The sequence below is a fragment of the Verrucosispora sp. CNZ293 genome, assembly GCF_002754655.1.
Window position 1 is genome coordinate 1,739,315 of record NZ_PEFR01000001.1, and the last position, 18,506, is coordinate 1,757,820.

The following is an 18,506-nucleotide window of genomic DNA, read 5'->3' on the forward strand; positions in this document are numbered from 1 at the left end:
GGGCCGCTGCGGGTCGCGGCGGGCCGGCGAGGGTGGGCGCACCTCGCCGGTGCGCACCGCCCGGGGTCCGGGTCCGGGCGGTGCGCACCGGGCGAGCGGATCAGGCGCTCGGCATGCCGTTCGCGGGCGGCGGCACCGGCGGGGCGGTGTACTCGTTGACGGGCCCGTCGGCCTCGTCGGTCTCGTAGGTCGGGCCGAAGTAGCGCTGCTCGCCGCCCTCGACCCGGCTCAGCCGGCCACCGCCGTAGCCGGAGTGGTCGGTGCCGGAGAACCGCAACGGCGCCACGCCGGGCCCCTGGTAGCCGCCCTTACGGACAGCCTCGACAAGCGACTCGCGGGTGAGGTCCTTGCCGGCGGCCAGCAGCACCTGCACGAACAGGTAGCCCACAGCCATCCCGTAGACGGTGTTGCCGTCGAACTCCGCGCCGCCGTTGTGTTCCGTGTTGACCTTGGTGAACAGCTGGATCCACGGATCGTCGCTGTCACCCTGCATCGGCAGGTAGTTCAGGCCGACCATGCCCTCCAGCAGACCTGCGGCGTCGCCGAGCTGCCGGGACAGGGTCGGGTGGTCGGCGCCCACGTTCGACACCACCCACTGCGGCCGGAAGTCCAGGCGGGCGGCGGTGCCGACGGACAGGGCGGTGAAGCCGGGCACGGTGGCGAGGATGACCACCTCGCACCCGGCGGCCTTGAACGCCCCGATCTGCGGCGCGACGTTCGTGTTGCTGGTGACGTACGTCTGGCGGTCGGTCACGCCGTCGGCGCCGAGCACCTTCTCCACGCCGGCCAGCGCGTCCCGGCCGAAGTCGTCGTCCTGCCCGAGGAAGCAGACCTTGCGGCCGGGCAGGGCGGTCTTCACGTGGTTCGCCAGGATCTTGCCCTCGACCGTGTAGTCGGGGTTGAAGCCGAAGGTGTTCGGGTAGCGGTCGGGCTGGTCCCAGTTGCGGCTGCCGGAGGCGACGAAGAGGTCGGGCACCCGGTTGGTGTGCAGGAAGTCCAGCACCCCGGTGTGGGTCGGCGTGCCGAGCCCGTTGAGGATGGCGAAGACCTTGTCCTGCAACACGAGCTGACGGACGACCTGTTGGGTGGTGGCGGGGTTGTAGCCGTCGTCCATGATCTTGTAGGTGATGGTGCGGCCGTGCACGCCGCCGTTGGCGTTGACGTAGTCGAAGTACGCCTTCGTCGCCGGGGCGATCTTCGAGTAGCCGGCGGACGCCGGACCGGTAAGCGGCATGTGGGTGCCGACGATGATCTCCGTGTCGGTGACGCCGGGCACCGGCGCTCCCGATCCGGGACCGTCGTCGGAGCCGCAGGCGGTGGAGCTGAGCAGCAGGGTGAGGGTGGTGGCGATCACGAGACCGCGCCGTGCCGTGGTTCGCATGGGACACCGACCTTTCATCGGTCCGGTTGTGCGAGATGGGTGGTTGGGTGAGCGGGTGGAACGGTCACGACCGCCCGGCCGGCCAGCGGGCGCGCAACGCCCGGGTCAGCCGGGACAGCAGCCCCTGAACGCCGCCAGGCGCGACGATCATGACTGCGATCAACGTGCTGCCGAAGATCGCCAGCGGCAGGTTGCCCTCCAGCCGTTGCGCCGCCGCCGGCGAGAGGGTGAACAGGTTCGTCAGCGAGTGCGTCAGGTCGGGCAGGGCGACCAGCAGGAAGGCACCCCAGACCGCCCCGGCGAGTCGACCGAGACCGCCGATGACCACAGCCATCAGCAGGAACAGCGACAACGTCAGACCGAACGCGCCGGGTGACACGCTCTGCGCGAGCACCGCCAGCAGGGCCCCGCCGAGGCCGGCGCTGCCCGCGCTGATCACGAAGGCGATGACCTGGGTACGCGCCACGTGGATCCCGGCCAGGCCGGCGGCGACCTCGTCGTCGCGTACCGCTCGGAAGGAGCGGCCGTACCTGCTGCGGACCAGGTTCGCCAGCAGCACCAGGCAGAGCAGGGTCGCCGCGGTGGCCACCCAGAGCTGCCACCGCTCGTGCGGGAAATAGCTGCCCAGCCCGGCCGGGGCGGGCGCCACCGGCACCGCCAGGCCCTGCTCACCGTTGAAGACGCCGTCGAAGGTGACGGTCAGCGCCGGCACCACCACCGCCACCGCCAGGGTGAGACCGGCCAGGTACGGACCGCGCAGCCGGGCGGCGGCGACCCCGACGACCGCGCCGACGACGACAGTGGCCAGTACGGCCATTACCAGGGACACGACGAGCAAGCCGCCGGCGGTGAGACCCCGCTCGGCGAAGGCGTTCTGCACCAACGCGAGGGTGTACGCGCCGGTGGCCATCAGCGCACCGTGCCCCAGCGAGAGCTGGCCGCAGAGCCCGGTGAGGACGGTCAGCCCGGCGGTGGCGCAGAGGTAGGCCGCCACCGTGGCCAGTTGGAAGTTGCGGAACGAGTCGAGCTGGTAGCTGGCCATCAGCACCAGCAGCGCAACGCCGACCGCGACCGCGAGGTGACGCACCAGGGTCGGCAGCGACCACCGGGGGCCGGTGGACTCGACGACGGCGGGCCGGGCGGGCGGCGCCGACGCCCGGGTGGCGCTCACACCCGCCTCGCGGTGACCGGGGCGAACAGCCCGCCGGGGCGCAGCAGCAGCACCGTCAGCAGCAGGGCGAGCACCGCGAGCGGGATGAGGTCGCCGCCGGCGTAGCCGCTCACATAGGACAGCAGCAGGCCGACCCCCAGACCACCGACGACCGCCCCGGGCGGACTGTCCAGCCCGCCGAGCACCGCGGCGGTGAACGCGGAGACGAAGACCAGGTCCATCGCGTGCGGATGCAGACCCAGCTCGGTGGGGATGACAAGCATCCCGGCCAGCGTCCCGACACCCGAGGCCAACGCCCAGCCGAGGGTGAGCATGCCGCCGACGTTCACCCCGAGCAGCCGGGACACCTCGGGTGCGAACGCCGCGGCGCGCATCCGCAGCCCGATCGCGGTCCGGGTGAAGATCCAGACGAGGGCCGCGCCGACCACTCCGACGGTGGCGAAGACGAACAGGTCGTACGGGGACAGCACCGGCGTGCCGCCGATCGTCAGCGCGCTCCGGCTGAACGGCGTGCGGGCGGGTAGGTACTCGTTGCCGTACACCATGCCGAGGACCGCCTGGATCAGCAGGACCAGCCCGAGCGCGACGATCACCGGGTTGAGCGGTGACCGGTGGTCCACAAGCCGCATCACCGCGACGTCGACGACCGCGCCGAGCAGCAGCCCGGCGAGCAACGCCGCGCCGAAGCCGAGCCAGTACGACCCGGTCACGGCGGTGACGCTGTACGCGACGTACGCGGCGGCCACCGCCATCGCGCCCTGGGCGAAGTTGACGATCCGACCGGCCCGCCAGATCAGCACCAGGGCGAGGGCGAACGCGGCGTAGACCGCGCCCCTCGACAGTCCGTCGAGGGTGAGGAAGAGGAAGCGGTCCACGGTCCTCCTTGCGTTCAGAATCCGAGGTAGGCGTGGCGTAGGTCGGCGTCGTCGCGCAGCCGGGCCGCCGGGGCGGCCAGGACGACCCGGCCGAGCGACATCACGATGCCCTGGTCGGCGACGGCCAGGGCGCTGCGCACGTTCTGCTCGACGAGCAGCACGGTCAGCCCGGTGTCGTCGCGCAGTTGGCGCAGCAGCGCCATGGTCTGGGCCACCACCCGTGGCGCCAGACCGAGCGACGGTTCGTCCAACAGCAGCAGGCGGGGCCGGCTGACCAGGGCCCGGCCGAGCGCCAGCATCTGCCGCTCGCCGCCGGAGAGCTGGTGGCCGAGGTGACGTCGACGCCGGGCCAGCGGCTCGAACAGCTGGTAGACCTCGTCGAGGGCGCTGGCGGCTGCGGCCCGGTCCCGCCGCCACAGCGCGCCGAGGCGCAGGTTCTCCGCCACGGTGAGTTCGCCGATCACGCCGCGCCCCTCCGGCACGTGCGCCACGCCGCGCCGGACGAGCTGCTCGACCGGGGTGCCGCGCAGGTCGCGGCCGTCGAAGACGATCCGGCCGGCGGTCGGGCGCAGCATGCCCGACAGGGCGCGCAACAGGGTGGTCTTGCCGGCGCCGTTGGCCCCGATGACGGCGGCGATGGTGCCGGTGGGCACCCGCAGGTCCACGTCGTGCAGCACCGGCACCGGTCCGTAGCCGGCGGCCAGGGCTTCGGCGGTGAGCAGGTCGCCGCCCACTACGCGGCCTCGTCGACTGCGGCACCGAGGTAGGCGTCCACCACTGCCGGATCCTCACGGACCGCCTCCGGCGGCCCGGTGGCGACGACCCGCCCGAAGTCGAGCACCACGATCCGGTCACAGACCGCCATGACCAGGTCCATGTGGTGTTCCACGAGCAGCACCGCGCAGGGGTCGGTGGCCCGGTGCGGCAGCTGCCGGATCAACTCGGCGAGGGTGTCCACGTCGTCGACGCCGAGGCCGCCGGCCGGCTCGTCGAGCAGCAGCAGCCGGGGGCGGGCGGCCAGGGCGCGGGCCAGCGCGACCCGCTGGCGTACCGCGAACGGGAGGGTGTCCGGCGCGGCGTCGGCGTACGCGTCGATGCCCAGGTCGGCCAGGACGGCGCGGGCCTGCTCGCGCAGCCGGCGCTCGTCGCGGTCGCTGCGGGGCAGCCCGAGCAGGGCCGGCACCAGGCCGGTACGGGCGGTGTGGGTGGCGCCGGCCATCACGTTCTCCAGCACGGTGAGCCCGGCGAACAGGCCGGTGCCCTGCAACGTCCGGGCGATGCCCAACCGGGTCAGCCGGTGCGGTAGTGGTCGGAAGGGCCGGCCGTCGAGGGTCAGCGTGCCGGTGTGCGCGGTGACGAAGCCGCACACGACGTTGAACAGGGTGGTCTTGCCGGCCCCGTTGGGGCCGATCACCCCGACCACCTCACCCGGCCCGACCTCGAGCGAGACGTCGTCGAGGGCGGTGAGGCCGCCGAAGCGGACGCCGACCTGGTCCAGTGCGAGACCGTCCGCCATCAGCCCACCCCTCGCCTCGCGCCAACTTATTACACTCGGAGTGTACGTTTCTCGCGTGTTTCGTCAACACCCTCGATGCCTGGTTGTTACCTGCCGGTACAGCGATTTGTGACGCCGTCGGCGGTGCCCGGTCCGGGCAGGTCGACCAGCCGGGCCAGGGCGGCCCGGTGCCGGTCGGCGGTGCCGAAGGCGATGGCGGTGCTCTTGGCCCGTTTGAGATAGAGATGGGCCGGGTGCTCCCAGGTGAAGCCGAGCCCGCCGTGCAACTGGACGCAGACCTCCGCCGCCCGGACCGCCACCGGACCGCAGTACGCCTGCGCCAGCGCGGCTGCCAACGCCGCCTCGGTACCGGTGTCATCCAGCCGGTCGGCGGCGTGCCGGGCCACCGCTCGGGCCTCGGTCAGCTCCACCCAGAGGTCGGCCAGCCGGTGCTTGACCGCCTGGAACGAGCCGACCGGACGGCCGAACTGGTGGCGCTCCCGCACGTAGGCCACAGTCGTGTCCAGACACCACTGCGCCACCCCGAGCTGCTCGGAGGCGAGCAGCGCCGCGCCCGCCGTCAGCGCCGCCGCCACCGCGTTGGCGGCCACCTCGCCCGCCGCGACCCGGCGGGCGGGCGCGGCGGTGAACTCGATGTCGACTAGCGGCCGGGTGGCGTCCAGCGACACCACGGGGGTCGTCCGCACCGCCGGCTCGACGGCGTCGACGGCGTACAACCCGTCGCCGGTCGGGACCAGCAGCAGGCCACCCGGCGCGGTGTCGGCGACGCCGGCCACCCGGCCGGACACCGTCGGCCCGGGGTCGACCGCGACCGCGCCGAAAGCCGCGTCGGGCGCGGTGGCCAACCCGACAGCCAACGCCACGTCGCGTTCGGCGGCGGCGACCTGCCGCAGCAGGGCGGACTCGTCGCAGGCGAGCAACGCCCGGGTGGCCACCACGGCGCCCAGGAAGGGCACCGGCGCGACCGCCCGGCCCAGTTCCTCCAGCACCACCGCGACCTCGCGGTAACCGGCTCCGGCGCCGCCGTGCTCGGCGGGCACGGTCAGACCTGTCACGCCCACCTGGTCGACAAGCCGGCGCCACAGCGCCGCGTCGTACGGCTCACCACTGTCGACGGCGGCCAGCACCCGCTGCCACGGTGCGTGCGCGGCCAACAGCCCGCGTACGCTGCCGCGCAGCGCCTCCTCGTCGGAGTCGTAGAGCAGATCGGTCACCTGTCCACCCGGGGTTCGGCAGGGAGCCCGAGCACCCGCTCGGCGATGATGGTGCGGAGGATCTCCGACGTGCCGCCCTCGATGGAGTTTCCTCGGGCGCGCAGGTAGCGGTAGGTGGCGGTGCGGCCGAGCAGGTCGGGTTCGGCTGGTCGACGCATCGTCCAGTCGTCGTACCGCAGCCCCTCGGCGCCGCGCAGCTCCACCTCCAGACCGCTGATCCGCTGGCTCAGCTCGGCGAAGGACAGCTTCACCGCCGACCCCTCGGGGCCGGGTTGACCGGCGGCGACCAGTTGGCGCAGGCGCAGCGCCGCCAGCCGAGCGGCCTCGGCACGTACCCACGCGTGCAGGACCTCCTCGTGCAGGCCACCGGTACGCAGGTCGGGTCGGTCCCGCCAGAGCCGGGCCAGCACACCGACCATGCCGCCCTCCCGGGGCAGCGGTCGGCCACCGATGGCGACGCGTTCGTTCATCAGCGTGGTGCGGGCGACCGGCCAACCGTGCCCGACCTCCCCGATGCGGTGGGCGTCGGGTATCCGGACCCCGGTCAGGAAGACCTCGTTGAACTCCGCCTCGCCGGTGGCCTGCCGCAGGGGACGCACCCGCACCCCCGGCGCGGTCATGTCGCAGACGAAGTAGGTGAGGCCGTGATGCTTCGGTGCGTCCGGATCGGTGCGGGCCAGCATGATCGCCCAGCGCGCCCGGTGGGCCAGCGACGTCCACACCTTCTGGCCGTCGACCACCCAGTCGGCGCCGTCGGGCACCGCCCGGGTACGCACGCTCGCCAGGTCGGACCCGGCGTCAGGCTCGCTGAACAGCTGGCACCACACCTCCTCGCCGGTCCACAGCGGACGCAGCCAGCGCCGGCACTGGGCCTCGCTGGCGTGCCGCAGCAGGGTGGGCGCGGCCATGCCGAGCCCGATGCTGTTGCGCCGGGGGCGGTTGTCCGGCGCGCCGGCCTCGGCGAAGGCGTCGTCCACCACCGCCTGAAGGTGCGCCGGTGCGCCCAGGCCACCACGGCCGGGCGGAAAGTGCACCCAGGCCAGTCCGGCGTCGAAGCGGGCGCGCAGGAAAGCGGTGCGGTCACCGCTCGGGTCGTGCGTCCGCAGGAACGTTGCGACGAGCTCGCGCAGCCCGTCGGCCGTGTGGTCGGACACTCACCACCTCCAACATTATTGCACTGTGAATGCAATATAAGGCCGCCGGTCCACGGGACGGAAGACCGGCGGCCGGACGACCCGGGGCGGACACGTCGCATCCGCCCCGGTCGACCTCAGTGCGGGCAGGTGTTGCGGTACTCCTCGATCGCCAGGCCGCTCGGCCCCGGGCAGAGGAACTGCTCGTACCGGGTGTCGTCGTCGACGAACCGCTTCAGCCAGGCCACCATCTGCCTGGCGGTGGGCGTGTTCACCGTGTTGGGGAAGAAGTGGCCCTCGCCGTTGAGTTCGAGGTACGCCTTCTCCGCCGACGCCGGGATGCTGTTGTAGAACGGCTCGGAGTGCGAGGAGACCGAGGCGACGGTGTCGTTCTCGCCACCGACGATGAGCGTCGGCACCCGCAGGTTCGACCAGTTCTTGGACAGGTTCCACGGCGCCAGCGGCACCGCGGCCTGCAACGACGGCCGGCTCGCGGCGGCCTCCAGACTGCCCCCACCGCCCATCGAGTGTCCGGCCACGGCGAGCCGGCTCGCGTCGATCCGGCCGCGCACCGAACTGCGCTGGGTCAGGTAGTCCAGCGCGGCGAGCAGTTGCCGACCCCGGCTGGCCGGCTGGTCCAGCCGGGTGATCGTGTCGATGCCGATGACCACGAAGCCGTGCGAGGCGATCCGCGGGCCCAGCCAGTCCAGGCTCGACCAGGAGGCGGTGTAGCCGGGCGAGATGGCCACCGCGCCGAAGGTGCCCGCCGTGGTCGTGGTCGGGTAGTAGATGACGCCGCCGCCGAAGCCGCTCACCAACGAGGAGACGGTCGTCGACGAGGTCGCGAAGGGGCCACGGCTGGCCTCCAGGATCGCGTTTGTCGGTGCCGGTCCCCGCTCGTACGGGTTGGCGGCCTGGACGGGGGTCGAGGTGGCGACGACGCCACCGGCGGCCAGGACGGCGGCCATCGCCAGCCGGGCCAGGAGGGGGACGGAACGGGGACGGATGGTGGTGGTAGATCGCACGTCGGATACTCCCTTGGGTTGGAGCTGTATCGACTGCGATCAGTGTTTGGGGCGCCCCGCAGGTACCGCATCGGCAAAATCACCAGTCCCGGCGTCGCCGGTGGAGCAGGTTGGCCCCACCGGCGACGCCGGCGGCCTCAGCTGACGGTGCAGAGCGCGCCGTTGAGCCGGAACGCCGTAGGCGTGACGTTCGGTCCGCTGTACTCCCCGACGAAGCCGGCGCTGGTGCTGCCCCCGGCGGGTATCCGCCGGTTGTCGTCAGTGCCGGTGACCCGGACGGTGCTGCCGACCTGCTCCCAGTACGCGCTCCAGCCGCTGCCCACCCGCTGCCACGTCGTCGGCCAGGTCCAGGTCAGCGTCCAGCCGTCGATCGCGGTGTCCGCGTTGTTCGTGATGTCGACGGTCGCCACGTAGCCGTTGCCCCAGTCCGTGGTCCGGGTGAAGCGGACACCGCAGATGCTGCTGGCCGGGCTGCCGGTGGTGAAGCTCAGCGGCGGCGAAGCCCACGAGACCCGGCCCGCCGTGTCCCGGGTCAGCACGTTGACCGTGTACCTGCCGCCGGGCACCAGGTTGTCGACGGTGAGCGAGGTGCCCGAGGTCTCGCCGAGCTGCTCACTCACCGCGCCGTACTGCCGGTACACCTCGTACTTGGCGATCGGGCTCGCGCCCCGGCTCGCCGTCGGCCAGGAGATCGTCGCGGCCCGGTCGGTGACGTCGGCGACCGTGGGCTGCCCCGGAGCACCCGGCTGCCCGGTGGTCGAAGCGGCCGGACGCACCACGAGCGTGGTCAGCGAGTACGGCGGCAGGGTCCGACTTGTCGCGCTGCCGGAGCGGCTGGTGGTGATGGCGGTGGCCCCGTTGGTGTGCGTGTGCACCGTCGGCTCCCCACTCGACGGGGCGAAGCCGGCATAGTCGATGCTGACCTCGCGGGCGTTGTCCGGGTCCCGGTTCACCAGCAGCACCGCGACCTCGCCGTTGGCCCGGCGTACCGCGTGCGCGGCGACAAGTGGCTCGTCGCTCGCCGCCCGGATGAACTGGTCGCCGGTACGGGCGAAGCGGCTCATCATGGACAGTCCGTGGTAGGCGGCGAAGGGTGTGTTCAACGGCGGCTCGCAGACCGATCCGTCCGAGGTGCAGGTGCCGCTGGAGAGCATCCCGAAGTCGCCGTAGTCGGTCTGCCCGGCCACCGTCGACACCTGCCCGATGCCGTTGCGCACGTTCCACCAGTGCACGGTGAACACCCCGTTGGCCAGCAGCCCGCTGTACGCGTCGGCGAGGAACAGCGCGGCCGGCTGGCTGGTCATCCCCTGGGAGGTGACGTTCACCTCGGTGAGGCTGATGCCGATGCGACCGGCGTTCGGCCCGGCGTACCTGGTGATCTGCTCCCGGAGCAGGTGGACCGCGTCGGTGATGTGGCCGGTCCGGGGCAGCGACTCGGCGGCGCTGCCGCCCGGGTACCAGTGCACGTCGACGAAGTCGATCTTCTGGCCGGCGATGGACAGCACCGTCTGGTTCCACGGGCCCGGGTCGTCACCGGCGGTCAGCCCGTCGGGCCAGTTCGCCGGCATGGTGAGCACCGCGCCGACCTTGATGCTCGGGTCGACGGCCTTCATGGCGTCGGCGTACGCGACCACCAGGTTCGCGTAGTAGGTGGCGCTCTTGTCCGGGTGGTGGTCGGCCTCCCACGCCGAGCCGTAGTGGCCGTTGCCGTAGTTCTCGTTGCCGACCGTCCAGTACCGTGCGTCGTAGCCCTTCGTCACGTTCGCGTACCGGACCCACTCGGCCGCTTCCTCAGGGGTGCCGGTCCCGTAGTTCGCGATGATCATCGGTTGGGCGCCGGCCCGCCGTACGCCGGCCATGAAGGTGTCGAAGTCGGTGCCCGGAGCGACGTAGCCGCCGGGGGCGGTGTGGTCCTCCCAGTGGTAGATGTCGGCGTAGGAACCGCCGGGGTAACGCATCATCTGCACGCCGGCCGCGCGCAGCAGGTCCGACGTCTCGGTGGTGCCCAGTTGCGAGTCCCAGATGGCGTGGTTGACGCCGAGGGCGGTGTCGGGCACGGTGGCCAGCCCGGCCCGGGCGTTCACGGTCACCGTCGCCGGCGTGCTCGCCGCGACGGCGTTCGGTTGGTCGATCCCGACAAGTGCGGCCGTGCCGAGCAGCAGGCCGACCGAGAAAAGGGTGTGCGTGCGTCGGGCGGATCGTCGAGGTGGGGCCAGGTGTCGAACCCCGTGCCGGTCCGAGATCTCCATGTTCTTCCTTCGTTGGTCACGCGGAGATCCACAGGTCCCGAGCCCGGCATGCCGGGCTCGGGACCTGTGGAACAGAGACGAATCCCTCTTCTGCCGTCGCCCCCCGGGACCGTGACGGTCCCGGCTGCCCATCGGGCGACGGTCACTCACACGCGCGACAACGCATCGGCGTCCAAGAATCCCACAGCATCGGGCCAGGCTCAACGCCCAGTTCGGTCCTCGGAACTATCAGTAACGCCCACCACCACCCGGCACGGTGACCACGCACGACGCGACGGCCACCCGATCCGGTGCCGTCGCAGGCCACCGGGCGGTCAGCCCACCTTCGGGGTGGCCCGCTCGATGATCGCGGTGAAGTCGACGCCGGCCGGCAACGTGCCGTACGCGTGCCCCCGGTCACCGCCGAGCCGGGACGCGCAGAAGGCGTCGGCGACGGCCGGATGACCGTGGCGCACCAGCAGCGCGCCCTGCAGCACCAGCGCCAGTTGCTCGACCACCCGACGGGCGCGTACCTCCAGATCGGCCGGATCGGCAAGCGCGGACCGCACCTGGCGGACGGCGGCGTCGAGCCGGGCGTCGGCCCCCGCCGCGGCGTCCACCTCCGCCTGGAACGCCGCCATCACCTCGGGCTGACCGGCCAACGCCCGCAGCACGTCAAGCGCGGCGACATTCCCGGAACCCTCCCAGATCGAGTTGAGCGGCGACTCGCGGAACAGGCGCGGCATACCGGACTCCTCCACGTAGCCGTTGCCGCCCAGGCATTCCAGGGCCTCCGCGGCGTGGCCGGGCCACCGCTTGCAGACCCAGTACTTGCCCACCGCGAGGGCGATCCGCTTGAACGCCGTCTCCGCCGTGTCACCCCGGGCGGACCGGTCCGTCGCCCCGGCCAGGCGCATCATCAGCACGGTGGCGGCCTCCGACTCCACCGCCAGATCAGCCAGGACGTTACGCATCAACGGCTGGTCCACGAGGTACCTGCCGAACGCCTGCCGGTGGGCGGCGTGGTGCGCGGCGGTGACGACCCCGTGCCGCATGCCGGCCGCCGCGCCGATCACGCAGTCCAGGCGGGTCAGGTTCACCATGTCGATGATGGTGCGTACGCCGCGGCCCTCGTCACCGACGCGCCAGGCCACCGCGTCGTCGTACTCCACCTCGCTGGAGGCGTTGGAGCGGTTGCCGAGCTTGTCCTTGAGTCGCATCAGCCGCATCGCGTTGCGGGTGCCGTCGGGCAGCACGCGCGGGACCAGGAAGCAGGTCAACCCACCCGGTGCCTGGGCGAGGGTGAGGAAGAGGTCGCACATCGGCGCGGAGGTGAACCACTTGTGCCCGACCAGCCGGTAGCTGCCGTCGGCTGCCGGGCGGGCCGTGGTGGTGTTCGCCCGCACGTCCGACCCGCCCTGTTTCTCCGTCATCGACATGCCGGCCAGCAGTCCCTGCTTACGCCCCGGCTCACGCAGCCCGAAGTCGTAGCTGCGGGCGGTCAGCAGCGGCTCGTAGCGAGCGGCCAGGTCGGGCGCGTGCCGCAGCGCCGGCACCGCCGCGTACGTCATCGAGATCGGGCAGCCGTGACCCGCGTCGGGACGCCAGACGTGGAACTTCGCGGCCCGGGCCACGTGCGCGCCGGGCCGCTCGTCGCTCCAGGGCGCGGCGTGCAGGCCGTGCTCCACGGCGGTCCGCATCAACTCGTGCCAGGAGGGGTGGAACTCCACCTCGTCGATCCGGTGGCCGTAGCGGTCGTGGGTACGCAGCACCGGCGGATGGTCGTTGGCCAACCGGCCGTGCTCGGCCGCCTGTTCGGTGCCGGCCAGTCGGCCGAGTTCGCGCAGCTCCGCCGTTGCCCAGCCGGCACCCTCCCGGGCCAACGCGTCGAGCAGCGCGGGCTCGTCCGCCGTGTCGTGGCCGACCAGCTGCGGAACCTGGTTGAACACCTCGTGTGTGGTCACGACGGAACTCCCAACGCGCGGTGGATGACGGTGACCAGCCCGCTGATGGTGTCCGGGCCGGCGACACCTGCGGCGAGTGGGCCCACCATCGCCTCGGCCAGGGCGCCTACCACTGCGGTGGAGGTCAGCTCGGGATTCTGTGGCGGCAGCTCACCGCCGGCCACCCCGTCGGCGACATAGCCGGCCAGCAGGGTCGCGTGGGCGCGCCGGAAGACCAGCCGCTGTGCCTCCACCGCCGGATCGACCGGCTCGGCCAACAGGGCGTACGCCAGCCTCGGGGACCGCAGCGCCCGACCGGCGAAGGTCTCGATCACCGCCTGGACCCGTGCGGCGGCCGTGCCCTCGGCGGCCGCGGCGGCCCGGGTGACGGCGTCGATCTCGCGCTGACTTGCGGTGCGGAACACCTCGGCGAAGAGGCCGGCCTTGGTCGGGAAGTGCCGGTAGACGCTGCCGGTGGCCACCCCGGCCCGCGCGGCGACGGCCGCCACCGAGCAGCCGGCGTAGCCGTGCTCGGCCAGGACGCCGAGGGCGGCGTCGATGATCCGCTCACGGGAGGCGGTCAGCCGCGCCCTCACCCGCTCGGTGCTCCGGTACGCCACCCAAGGATTGAACCACCATTCATTTCTTCGCGGCAAGACGCCGCCGGTCGGACCCGGTCAGTCCAACGGCTTGGCGAACCAGTGGTGGGCATACGGGTTGTCGTTGTAACGCGGGATCTCCTGGTAGCCCTCGGCGCGGTAGAGCCGCATCGCCTCGGTGAGGGTGCGGTTGGTGTCCAGGCGTACGCTGCGCGCGCCGGCCTTCGCGGCGTGCCGTTCCAGCTCGTTCAGCAGGCGGCGGCCGACACCGAGCCCACGCACCGACGACGACACCCACAGCCGTTTGATCTCGGCGGGCTCACCCGGCGGCAACCGCACCGCGCCACAGCCCACCGCCTCGGTCGCCACGGTGGCCACCAGGAAAATTCCGGCCGGCGGCATCAGCTCGTGATCGTCGACGCCGCTACCGGCCGGGTCGAAACCCGAGTCGAACCGGGCGGCGAGTTCCCGTGCGTACGCCCGCAGGCAGGCCCGGGCGCGCGGCTCGCCCGGATGACAGGGCCCGATGTCGACAAGCGACGCCATCAGCAGTCGCTCGACCTCGGCCATGGCGGCGGTGAGCCGGCTCCGCTGGCCGTCGGTCAGCGGCGCGAGGACCGCCCAGGCCAGGTCGTCGGACCTGCCGTCGAGCAGCTTCCACTCGGCGCGACCGGCCTCGGTGAGACACGCGGTGCGCACCCGCCCGTCGCCCTCACCGGGTCCGACGACCACCAGGCCAGCCCCCTCCAGGGTGCGCAGCAGCCGGCTGAGGTAGCCGGCGTCGAGATCCAGCCGGGTCCGCAACGCCGCCACCTCGGCGCCGTCGAGACCGATCTCCCAGAGCAGCCGCGACTGCGCGAGCGGTCGGTCACGGGCGAGATAACTGTCGTCAAGCGCGCCGACGCGCTGGGTCACTGTGCGGTTGAAGCGCCGCACCACGTCCACGAGTGCACGATCCATGATTGCTGACCTTAGTCAGATATTCGGGCGACGGGTAGCTGCGAGGCGGCGTCGGTGGGCGGACGGTGCAGGGCCGGCACCGCCAGCGCCGCCAGCCCGGTCACGGCGAGGACGCCCGCGCAACCGTGCAGCACCGCCGCGACGTGCGCGACCTCCGCGACGAGGCCCAACGCGTTTGTCGTCACCAGCAACGGCAGGCTCTGCACGAGCACCAGCACGGCCTGCACCCGGGCCAGGTGGGTGAGCGGTGTGGCGGCCAGCACCAGCGGACCGACGTGCGTGGCGAAGCACCCGGAGCCGATACCGACGACCACCCCGGCCAGGACGGCCGGCAACTGTGCACCTCCGACCCCGAGCCCGGCGACCCCGCCGGCGGCCACCAGCAGACCGACGGCGGCCACCACGCCCGGACGGCGGGACGCGCCGCGCAGCAGGACGACCACCGCGACGGCGGCGGTACCCAGCGCCATCGCCGCGACCACCGCGCCGGTGGCCGACGGCGACCAGTCCCGCTGCCGGGCCAGCAGGGGCACCAGCAGCGTGCCGACCGGAAGGAGGAATCCGGCGGCGACGGCGGTCACCAACAGCGCCGCCCGCAGCACCGGCACCGACCAGGCGACACGTAGACCGTCGAGCGCGGCCGACACCGGCGGCCCGGACACCCGTCCGGCGTCCGGCGACGACCCGGCGGCGGGACGGACGACCAGCAGCACCGCCAGCATCACCAGGGCGGTGGCGGTGTTGCTCAGGGCCGCCCCGGCGAGCCCGGCCAGGCCGAGCATCAGGCCGCCCAGCGGCGGGCCCGCGAAGAGCGCGAACTGCCCGGCGAGCTGGCGGGCCGACATCGCGCGGGCCAGTGCCTCCGGCGGCACCAGTCGCCGCGGCATCGAACCCGAACTCGGCAGCTGGAAGGCGTCCACAGTCCCGATGGCCAGCGCGGCGAGCAGCAGCGCTAGCCGTGGATCGAGCGGCGACCAGACGGCGACCGCCAACGCCACGGTGACCACGATCATGGCCGCGTCCGAGACGAGCAGGACGGACCAGGCACCGAACCGGTCGGCCACCGCACCACCCACCATCAGCAGCAGCACCCGGGGCAGCACGATCGCGGTCGGCACCAGGGCGGCGAAGCGGGCGCCCTGTCCGGCCGCCGCCCAGGCCATCGCGAACGCCATCGCCTGGACGCCGACCAGACCCAGCGCGGTACCGCCCAGCCACATCCAGTACGCACCCGGCACCGTGCTCCGGTCGCCACCCGTCGCCATCCCCAGACCCCCCGCAGACCACCGGGCCGGTGTCGGTGGAGGACGCCGGCCGTCCGTCTGAGGCACCGTCCGGCCTCGACCGGGTCGAGGGTCAACTCGGGTCGCCGTTTCACGTCTTGCGAACGACATATCGAGCCACGTATGTTAGCGATAACATCGATGGGCTTGGCACGAGCCGCCACCGCAGCGAAAAACTGCCGGGTCAGGTCGCCGCGCGCCGCGCGCCGCGCAGTGACGTCATCGCACAGTTCCTCGCCGCCCCGTCGGCCACCACCCCCGCCGGGCCGGGCGGCGCTGCCCCCACGCCACCACGGAGGTCGTGATGCCCCACCCGTCCCTCAACCGTCGACACGTGCTCCGGGCCGCCGGCGCCGCCGCCGTCGCCGCCGCCGTCGGCCCCACGCTCGCCAACGGCACCGCCAGCGCGGCGCTCGCCCCGGTACGGCCCGATCTCGGCGTCTCCGCCTACGCCTTCGAGCCGGGCCAGGTGCGGTTGACCGCCAGCCGCTGGCTGGACAACCAGAACCGTACGGCCAACTACCTGCGCTTCGTCGACGTCAACCGGCTGCTCTACAACTTCCGCGCCAACCACCGGCTCTCCACCGCCGGCGCCACCGCCCTCGGTGGCTGGGAGGCGCCCAACTTCCCGTTCCGCACCCACTCCCAGGGGCACTTCCTGACCGCCTGGTCGTACCTGTGGGCCGTACTCGGCGACACCACCTGCCGGGACAAGGCCAACCACATGGTGGCCGAGCTGGCCAAGTGCCAGGCCAACAACGGCGCCGCCGGCTTCAACACCGGGTACCTCAGCGGCTTCCCCGAGTCCGACTTCACGGCCGTGGAGAACCGCACGCTCAACAACGGCAACGTGCCGTACTACGCCATCCACAAGACCCTTGCCGGGCTGCTCGACGTGTGGCGGTACATCGGCAACAACCAGGCCCGCGACGTACTGCTGGCGTTCGCCGGCTGGGTCGACTGGCGTACCAGCCGACTGAGCTCGGCCCAGATGCAGGCGATGCTCGGCACCGAGTTCGGCGGCATGAACGCGGTGCTGACCGACCTCTACCAGCAGACCGGCGACGCCAGGTGGCTGACCGCCGCCCAACGGTTCGACCACAACGCCGTGTTCAACCCGCTCGCGGCCAACTCCGACCAGCTCAACGGGCTGCACGCCAACACGCAGGTACCGAAGTGGATCGGCGCGGCCCGCGAGTTCAAGGCCACCGGCACCACCCGGTACCGGGACATCGCCAGCAACGCGTGGAACATGACAGTCAACGCGCACACCTACGTCATCGGCGGCAACAGCCAGGCCGAACACTTCCGGGCACCCAACGCCATCGCCGGCTATCTGCGCAACGACACCTGCGAGGCGTGCAACACGTACAACATGCTCAAGCTGACCCGGGAGCTGTGGCTGCTCGACCCGAACCGGGTGGCGTACTTCGACTTCTACGAGCGGGCGCTGCTCAACCACCTGATCGGGGCGCAGAACCCGGCCGACAACCACGGCCACATCACCTACTTCACGCCGTTGAATCCCGGCGGGCGACGGGGCGTGGGACCGGCGTGGGGCGGCGGCACCTGGAGTACCGACTACAACTCCTTCTGGTGCTGCCAGGGCACCGGGCTGGAGAGCAACACCACGCTGATGGACTCGATCTACTTCCACAACGGCAGCACGCTCACGGTCAACCTGTTCATGCCCTCGGTGCTCACCTGGTCGCAACGGGGCATCACGGTCACCCAGACCACCACCTACCCGGTCGGTGACACCACGACCCTCACCGTCACCGGCAGCGTCGGCGGTTCGTGGACGATGCGGATCCGCATCCCGGCCTGGACGCAGGGCGCGACGGTGAGCGTCAACGGCACCGCGCAGAACATCACCACCACCCCGGGCACGTACGCGACGCTCACCCGCTCCTGGACCTCCGGCGACACGGTGACCGTGCAGCTGCCGATGCGGGTGATCGTGCAGCCGGCCAACGACAATCCCAACGTGGTGGCGCTGACCTACGGCCCGGCGGTGCTCTCCGGCAACTACGGCAACACCGCGCTCTCCGCGCTACCCGCCCTGGCCACCACCTCGGTCACCCGGACCAGCACCTCGGCGTTGGCCTTCACCGCCACCGCCAACGGCGCCACTGTCAACCTGGGCCCGTTCCACGACGCGCACGGGCACAACTACACCGTCTACTGGAGCGCCAACGGCCAGTCCCCGGGCGGAACGACTGCGACGTTCCGGCTCGCCAACGCCGCGAGTGGCCTGGTGCTCGGCATCGAGAACATGTCCACAGCCGACGGGGCGCCGGCGTTGCAGTGGGGCGACAACGGTACGGCGGACCACGACTGGCAGCTGGTCGTCGACGGCAACGCGGTCCGGTTCCGTAACGCCCACAGCGCCAAGGTGCTCGGCGTACAGGACATGTCGACAGCCGACAACGCGCAGGTCCTGCAATGGTCGGACACCGGCACGGCGGACCACCGGTGGACGATCGTGGACGTCGGCGACGGGTCCCACAAGATCCGCAACGTACACACCGGCAAGTTGCTCGCCACCCTCAACGGTTCCACCGCGCAGGGCGCCCGGGTCGTCCAGGATCCGGACAACGGCACGTCGGACAACCAGTGGCGGTTCCTGCCCAACGGTGCCCGCCGGATCCAGAACCTGGCCACCGGCCTGGTTCTGGGCGTGCAGAACATGTCCACCGCCGACGGCGGTCTGGTGATCCAGTGGGGCGACACGGGCACCGCCGACCACCTCTGGACCGCGATCGTGGACAGCGGCGGCTACCTGCGGCTGCGCAACTCCAACAGCGGCAAGGTGCTGGGGGTGGAGAACGGCAGCAGCGCCAACGGCGCCCGGGTGGTGCAGTGGGCCGACAACGGTGCGGCCAGCAACCGGTGGCGGTTGCGGTACGCCGCGAACGGCTACTTCCGGATCCAGTCCGCAAACGGCGGGCGGGTCCTCGGCGTCACCGGCGCCTCGTCCAGCCAGGGCACCCAGATCGTGATCTGGGACGACAACGGCGCGGGCGACCACCGTTGGCGCTTCATCTGAGCTTGACCCGCTGTCGCCGAGGCCGCTGGGCGGGACCCACCAGGGGTCCGGTCCGGCGGCCTCGGTCGTCGTCCCGAACCGCCATCGCATCCACAGTCATCGCTTGAGCATGTTATCGATAACATGCTA

At 72.0% G+C, this 18,506-nt stretch carries 14 protein-coding genes; 1 reads left to right on the forward strand and 13 read right to left on the reverse strand.

Features of this window, described 5'->3' with window-relative positions; all coding sequences use genetic code 11:
• Positions 1-100: 100 nt before the first annotated feature.
• The 13 genes from CLT74_RS08035 to CLT74_RS08095 all read right to left on the reverse strand — a co-directional run bounded on the left by CLT74_RS08035 (position 101) and on the right by CLT74_RS08095 (position 15,310).
• On the reverse strand, positions 101-1,381 hold the full coding sequence (locus CLT74_RS08035; RefSeq protein ID WP_099845976.1) for an ABC transporter substrate-binding protein: 1,281 nt from the start codon (positions 1,379-1,381) through the stop codon (positions 101-103).
• 64 nt (positions 1,382-1,445) lie between these two features.
• Positions 1,446-2,552, reverse strand: a complete 1,107-nt coding sequence (locus CLT74_RS08040; protein WP_486582139.1) for a branched-chain amino acid ABC transporter permease — start codon at positions 2,550-2,552, stop codon at positions 1,446-1,448.
• The gene (locus tag CLT74_RS08045; RefSeq protein WP_099845977.1) at positions 2,549-3,427 is read right to left on the reverse strand and encodes a branched-chain amino acid ABC transporter permease; all 879 of its coding nucleotides are present in this window, start codon (positions 3,425-3,427) and stop codon (positions 2,549-2,551) included. The genes CLT74_RS08040 and CLT74_RS08045 overlap by 4 nt, the downstream gene beginning before the upstream one ends.
• Positions 3,428-3,441: 14 nt before the next feature.
• Positions 3,442-4,161, reverse strand: a complete 720-nt coding sequence (locus tag CLT74_RS08050) for an ABC transporter ATP-binding protein (RefSeq protein ID WP_099845978.1) — start codon at positions 4,159-4,161, stop codon at positions 3,442-3,444.
• On the reverse strand, positions 4,161-4,943 hold the full coding sequence (locus CLT74_RS08055) for an ATP-binding cassette domain-containing protein (protein WP_099845979.1): 783 nt from the start codon (positions 4,941-4,943) through the stop codon (positions 4,161-4,163). The genes CLT74_RS08050 and CLT74_RS08055 overlap by 1 nt, the downstream gene beginning before the upstream one ends.
• Before the next feature lie 86 nt (positions 4,944-5,029).
• Positions 5,030-6,157 (reverse strand): acyl-CoA dehydrogenase family protein, encoded by a 1,128-nt coding sequence (locus CLT74_RS08060; RefSeq protein WP_099845980.1) that lies wholly within the window; start codon positions 6,155-6,157, stop codon positions 5,030-5,032.
• A complete protein-coding gene (locus CLT74_RS08065) occupies positions 6,154-7,311 on the reverse strand; it encodes an acyl-CoA dehydrogenase family protein (RefSeq protein ID WP_099845981.1) in 1,158 nt (385 codons plus the stop codon). The genes CLT74_RS08060 and CLT74_RS08065 overlap by 4 nt, the downstream gene beginning before the upstream one ends.
• A gap of 116 nt (positions 7,312-7,427) precedes the next feature.
• Positions 7,428-8,258 (reverse strand): poly(ethylene terephthalate) hydrolase family protein, encoded by an 831-nt coding sequence (locus CLT74_RS08070; protein ID WP_099851561.1) that lies wholly within the window; start codon positions 8,256-8,258, stop codon positions 7,428-7,430.
• Positions 8,259-8,452: 194 nt separating this feature from the next.
• Positions 8,453-10,564: a cellulose binding domain-containing protein gene (locus CLT74_RS08075; protein ID WP_099845982.1), complete on the reverse strand. Its 2,112-nt coding sequence runs from the start codon at positions 10,562-10,564 to the stop codon at positions 8,453-8,455.
• Positions 10,565-10,878: 314 nt separating this feature from the next.
• Positions 10,879-12,507 (reverse strand): isovaleryl-CoA dehydrogenase, encoded by a 1,629-nt coding sequence (locus CLT74_RS08080; protein WP_099845983.1) that lies wholly within the window; start codon positions 12,505-12,507, stop codon positions 10,879-10,881.
• The gene (locus tag CLT74_RS08085; RefSeq protein WP_099845984.1) at positions 12,504-13,106 is read right to left on the reverse strand and encodes a TetR/AcrR family transcriptional regulator; all 603 of its coding nucleotides are present in this window, start codon (positions 13,104-13,106) and stop codon (positions 12,504-12,506) included. The genes CLT74_RS08080 and CLT74_RS08085 overlap by 4 nt, the downstream gene beginning before the upstream one ends.
• A 57-nt stretch (positions 13,107-13,163) precedes the next feature.
• Positions 13,164-14,045, reverse strand: coding sequence for a bifunctional helix-turn-helix transcriptional regulator/GNAT family N-acetyltransferase (locus CLT74_RS08090; protein ID WP_099845985.1), 882 nt, complete (start codon positions 14,043-14,045; stop codon positions 13,164-13,166).
• A gap of 11 nt (positions 14,046-14,056) precedes the next feature.
• Positions 14,057-15,310, reverse strand: coding sequence for an MFS transporter (locus CLT74_RS08095; protein ID WP_486582141.1), 1,254 nt, complete (start codon positions 15,308-15,310; stop codon positions 14,057-14,059).
• 322 nt (positions 15,311-15,632) lie between these two features.
• Between CLT74_RS08095 and CLT74_RS08100 the strand changes: the two genes are divergently transcribed.
• Positions 15,633-18,377 carry a beta-L-arabinofuranosidase domain-containing protein gene (locus CLT74_RS08100; RefSeq protein WP_099845986.1) on the forward strand — a complete coding sequence of 915 codons (2,745 nt, stop codon included), beginning with the start codon at positions 15,633-15,635 and terminating at the stop codon, positions 18,375-18,377.
• Positions 18,378-18,506: the final 129 nt, after the last annotated feature.

Bases quoted from the DNA above. Each gene is read 5' to 3' on its own strand.
- CLT74_RS08100 (WP_099845986.1), top strand. From the start codon at position 15,633: ATGCCCCACCCGTCCCTCAACCGTCGACACGTGCTCCGGGCCGCCGGC.
- CLT74_RS08055 (WP_099845979.1), bottom strand. From the start codon at position 4,943: ATGGCGGACGGTCTCGCACTGGACCAGGTCGGCGTCCGCTTCGGCGGC.
- CLT74_RS08035 (WP_099845976.1), bottom strand. From the start codon at position 1,381: ATGCGAACCACGGCACGGCGCGGTCTCGTGATCGCCACCACCCTCACC.
- CLT74_RS08090 (WP_099845985.1), bottom strand. From the start codon at position 14,045: ATGGATCGTGCACTCGTGGACGTGGTGCGGCGCTTCAACCGCACAGTG.
- CLT74_RS08095 (WP_486582141.1), bottom strand. From the start codon at position 15,310: ATGGCGACGGGTGGCGACCGGAGCACGGTGCCGGGTGCGTACTGGATG.
- CLT74_RS08070 (WP_099851561.1), bottom strand. From the start codon at position 8,258: ATGGCCGCCGTCCTGGCCGCCGGTGGCGTCGTCGCCACCTCGACCCCC.
- CLT74_RS08075 (WP_099845982.1), bottom strand. From the start codon at position 10,564: ATGGAGATCTCGGACCGGCACGGGGTTCGACACCTGGCCCCACCTCGA.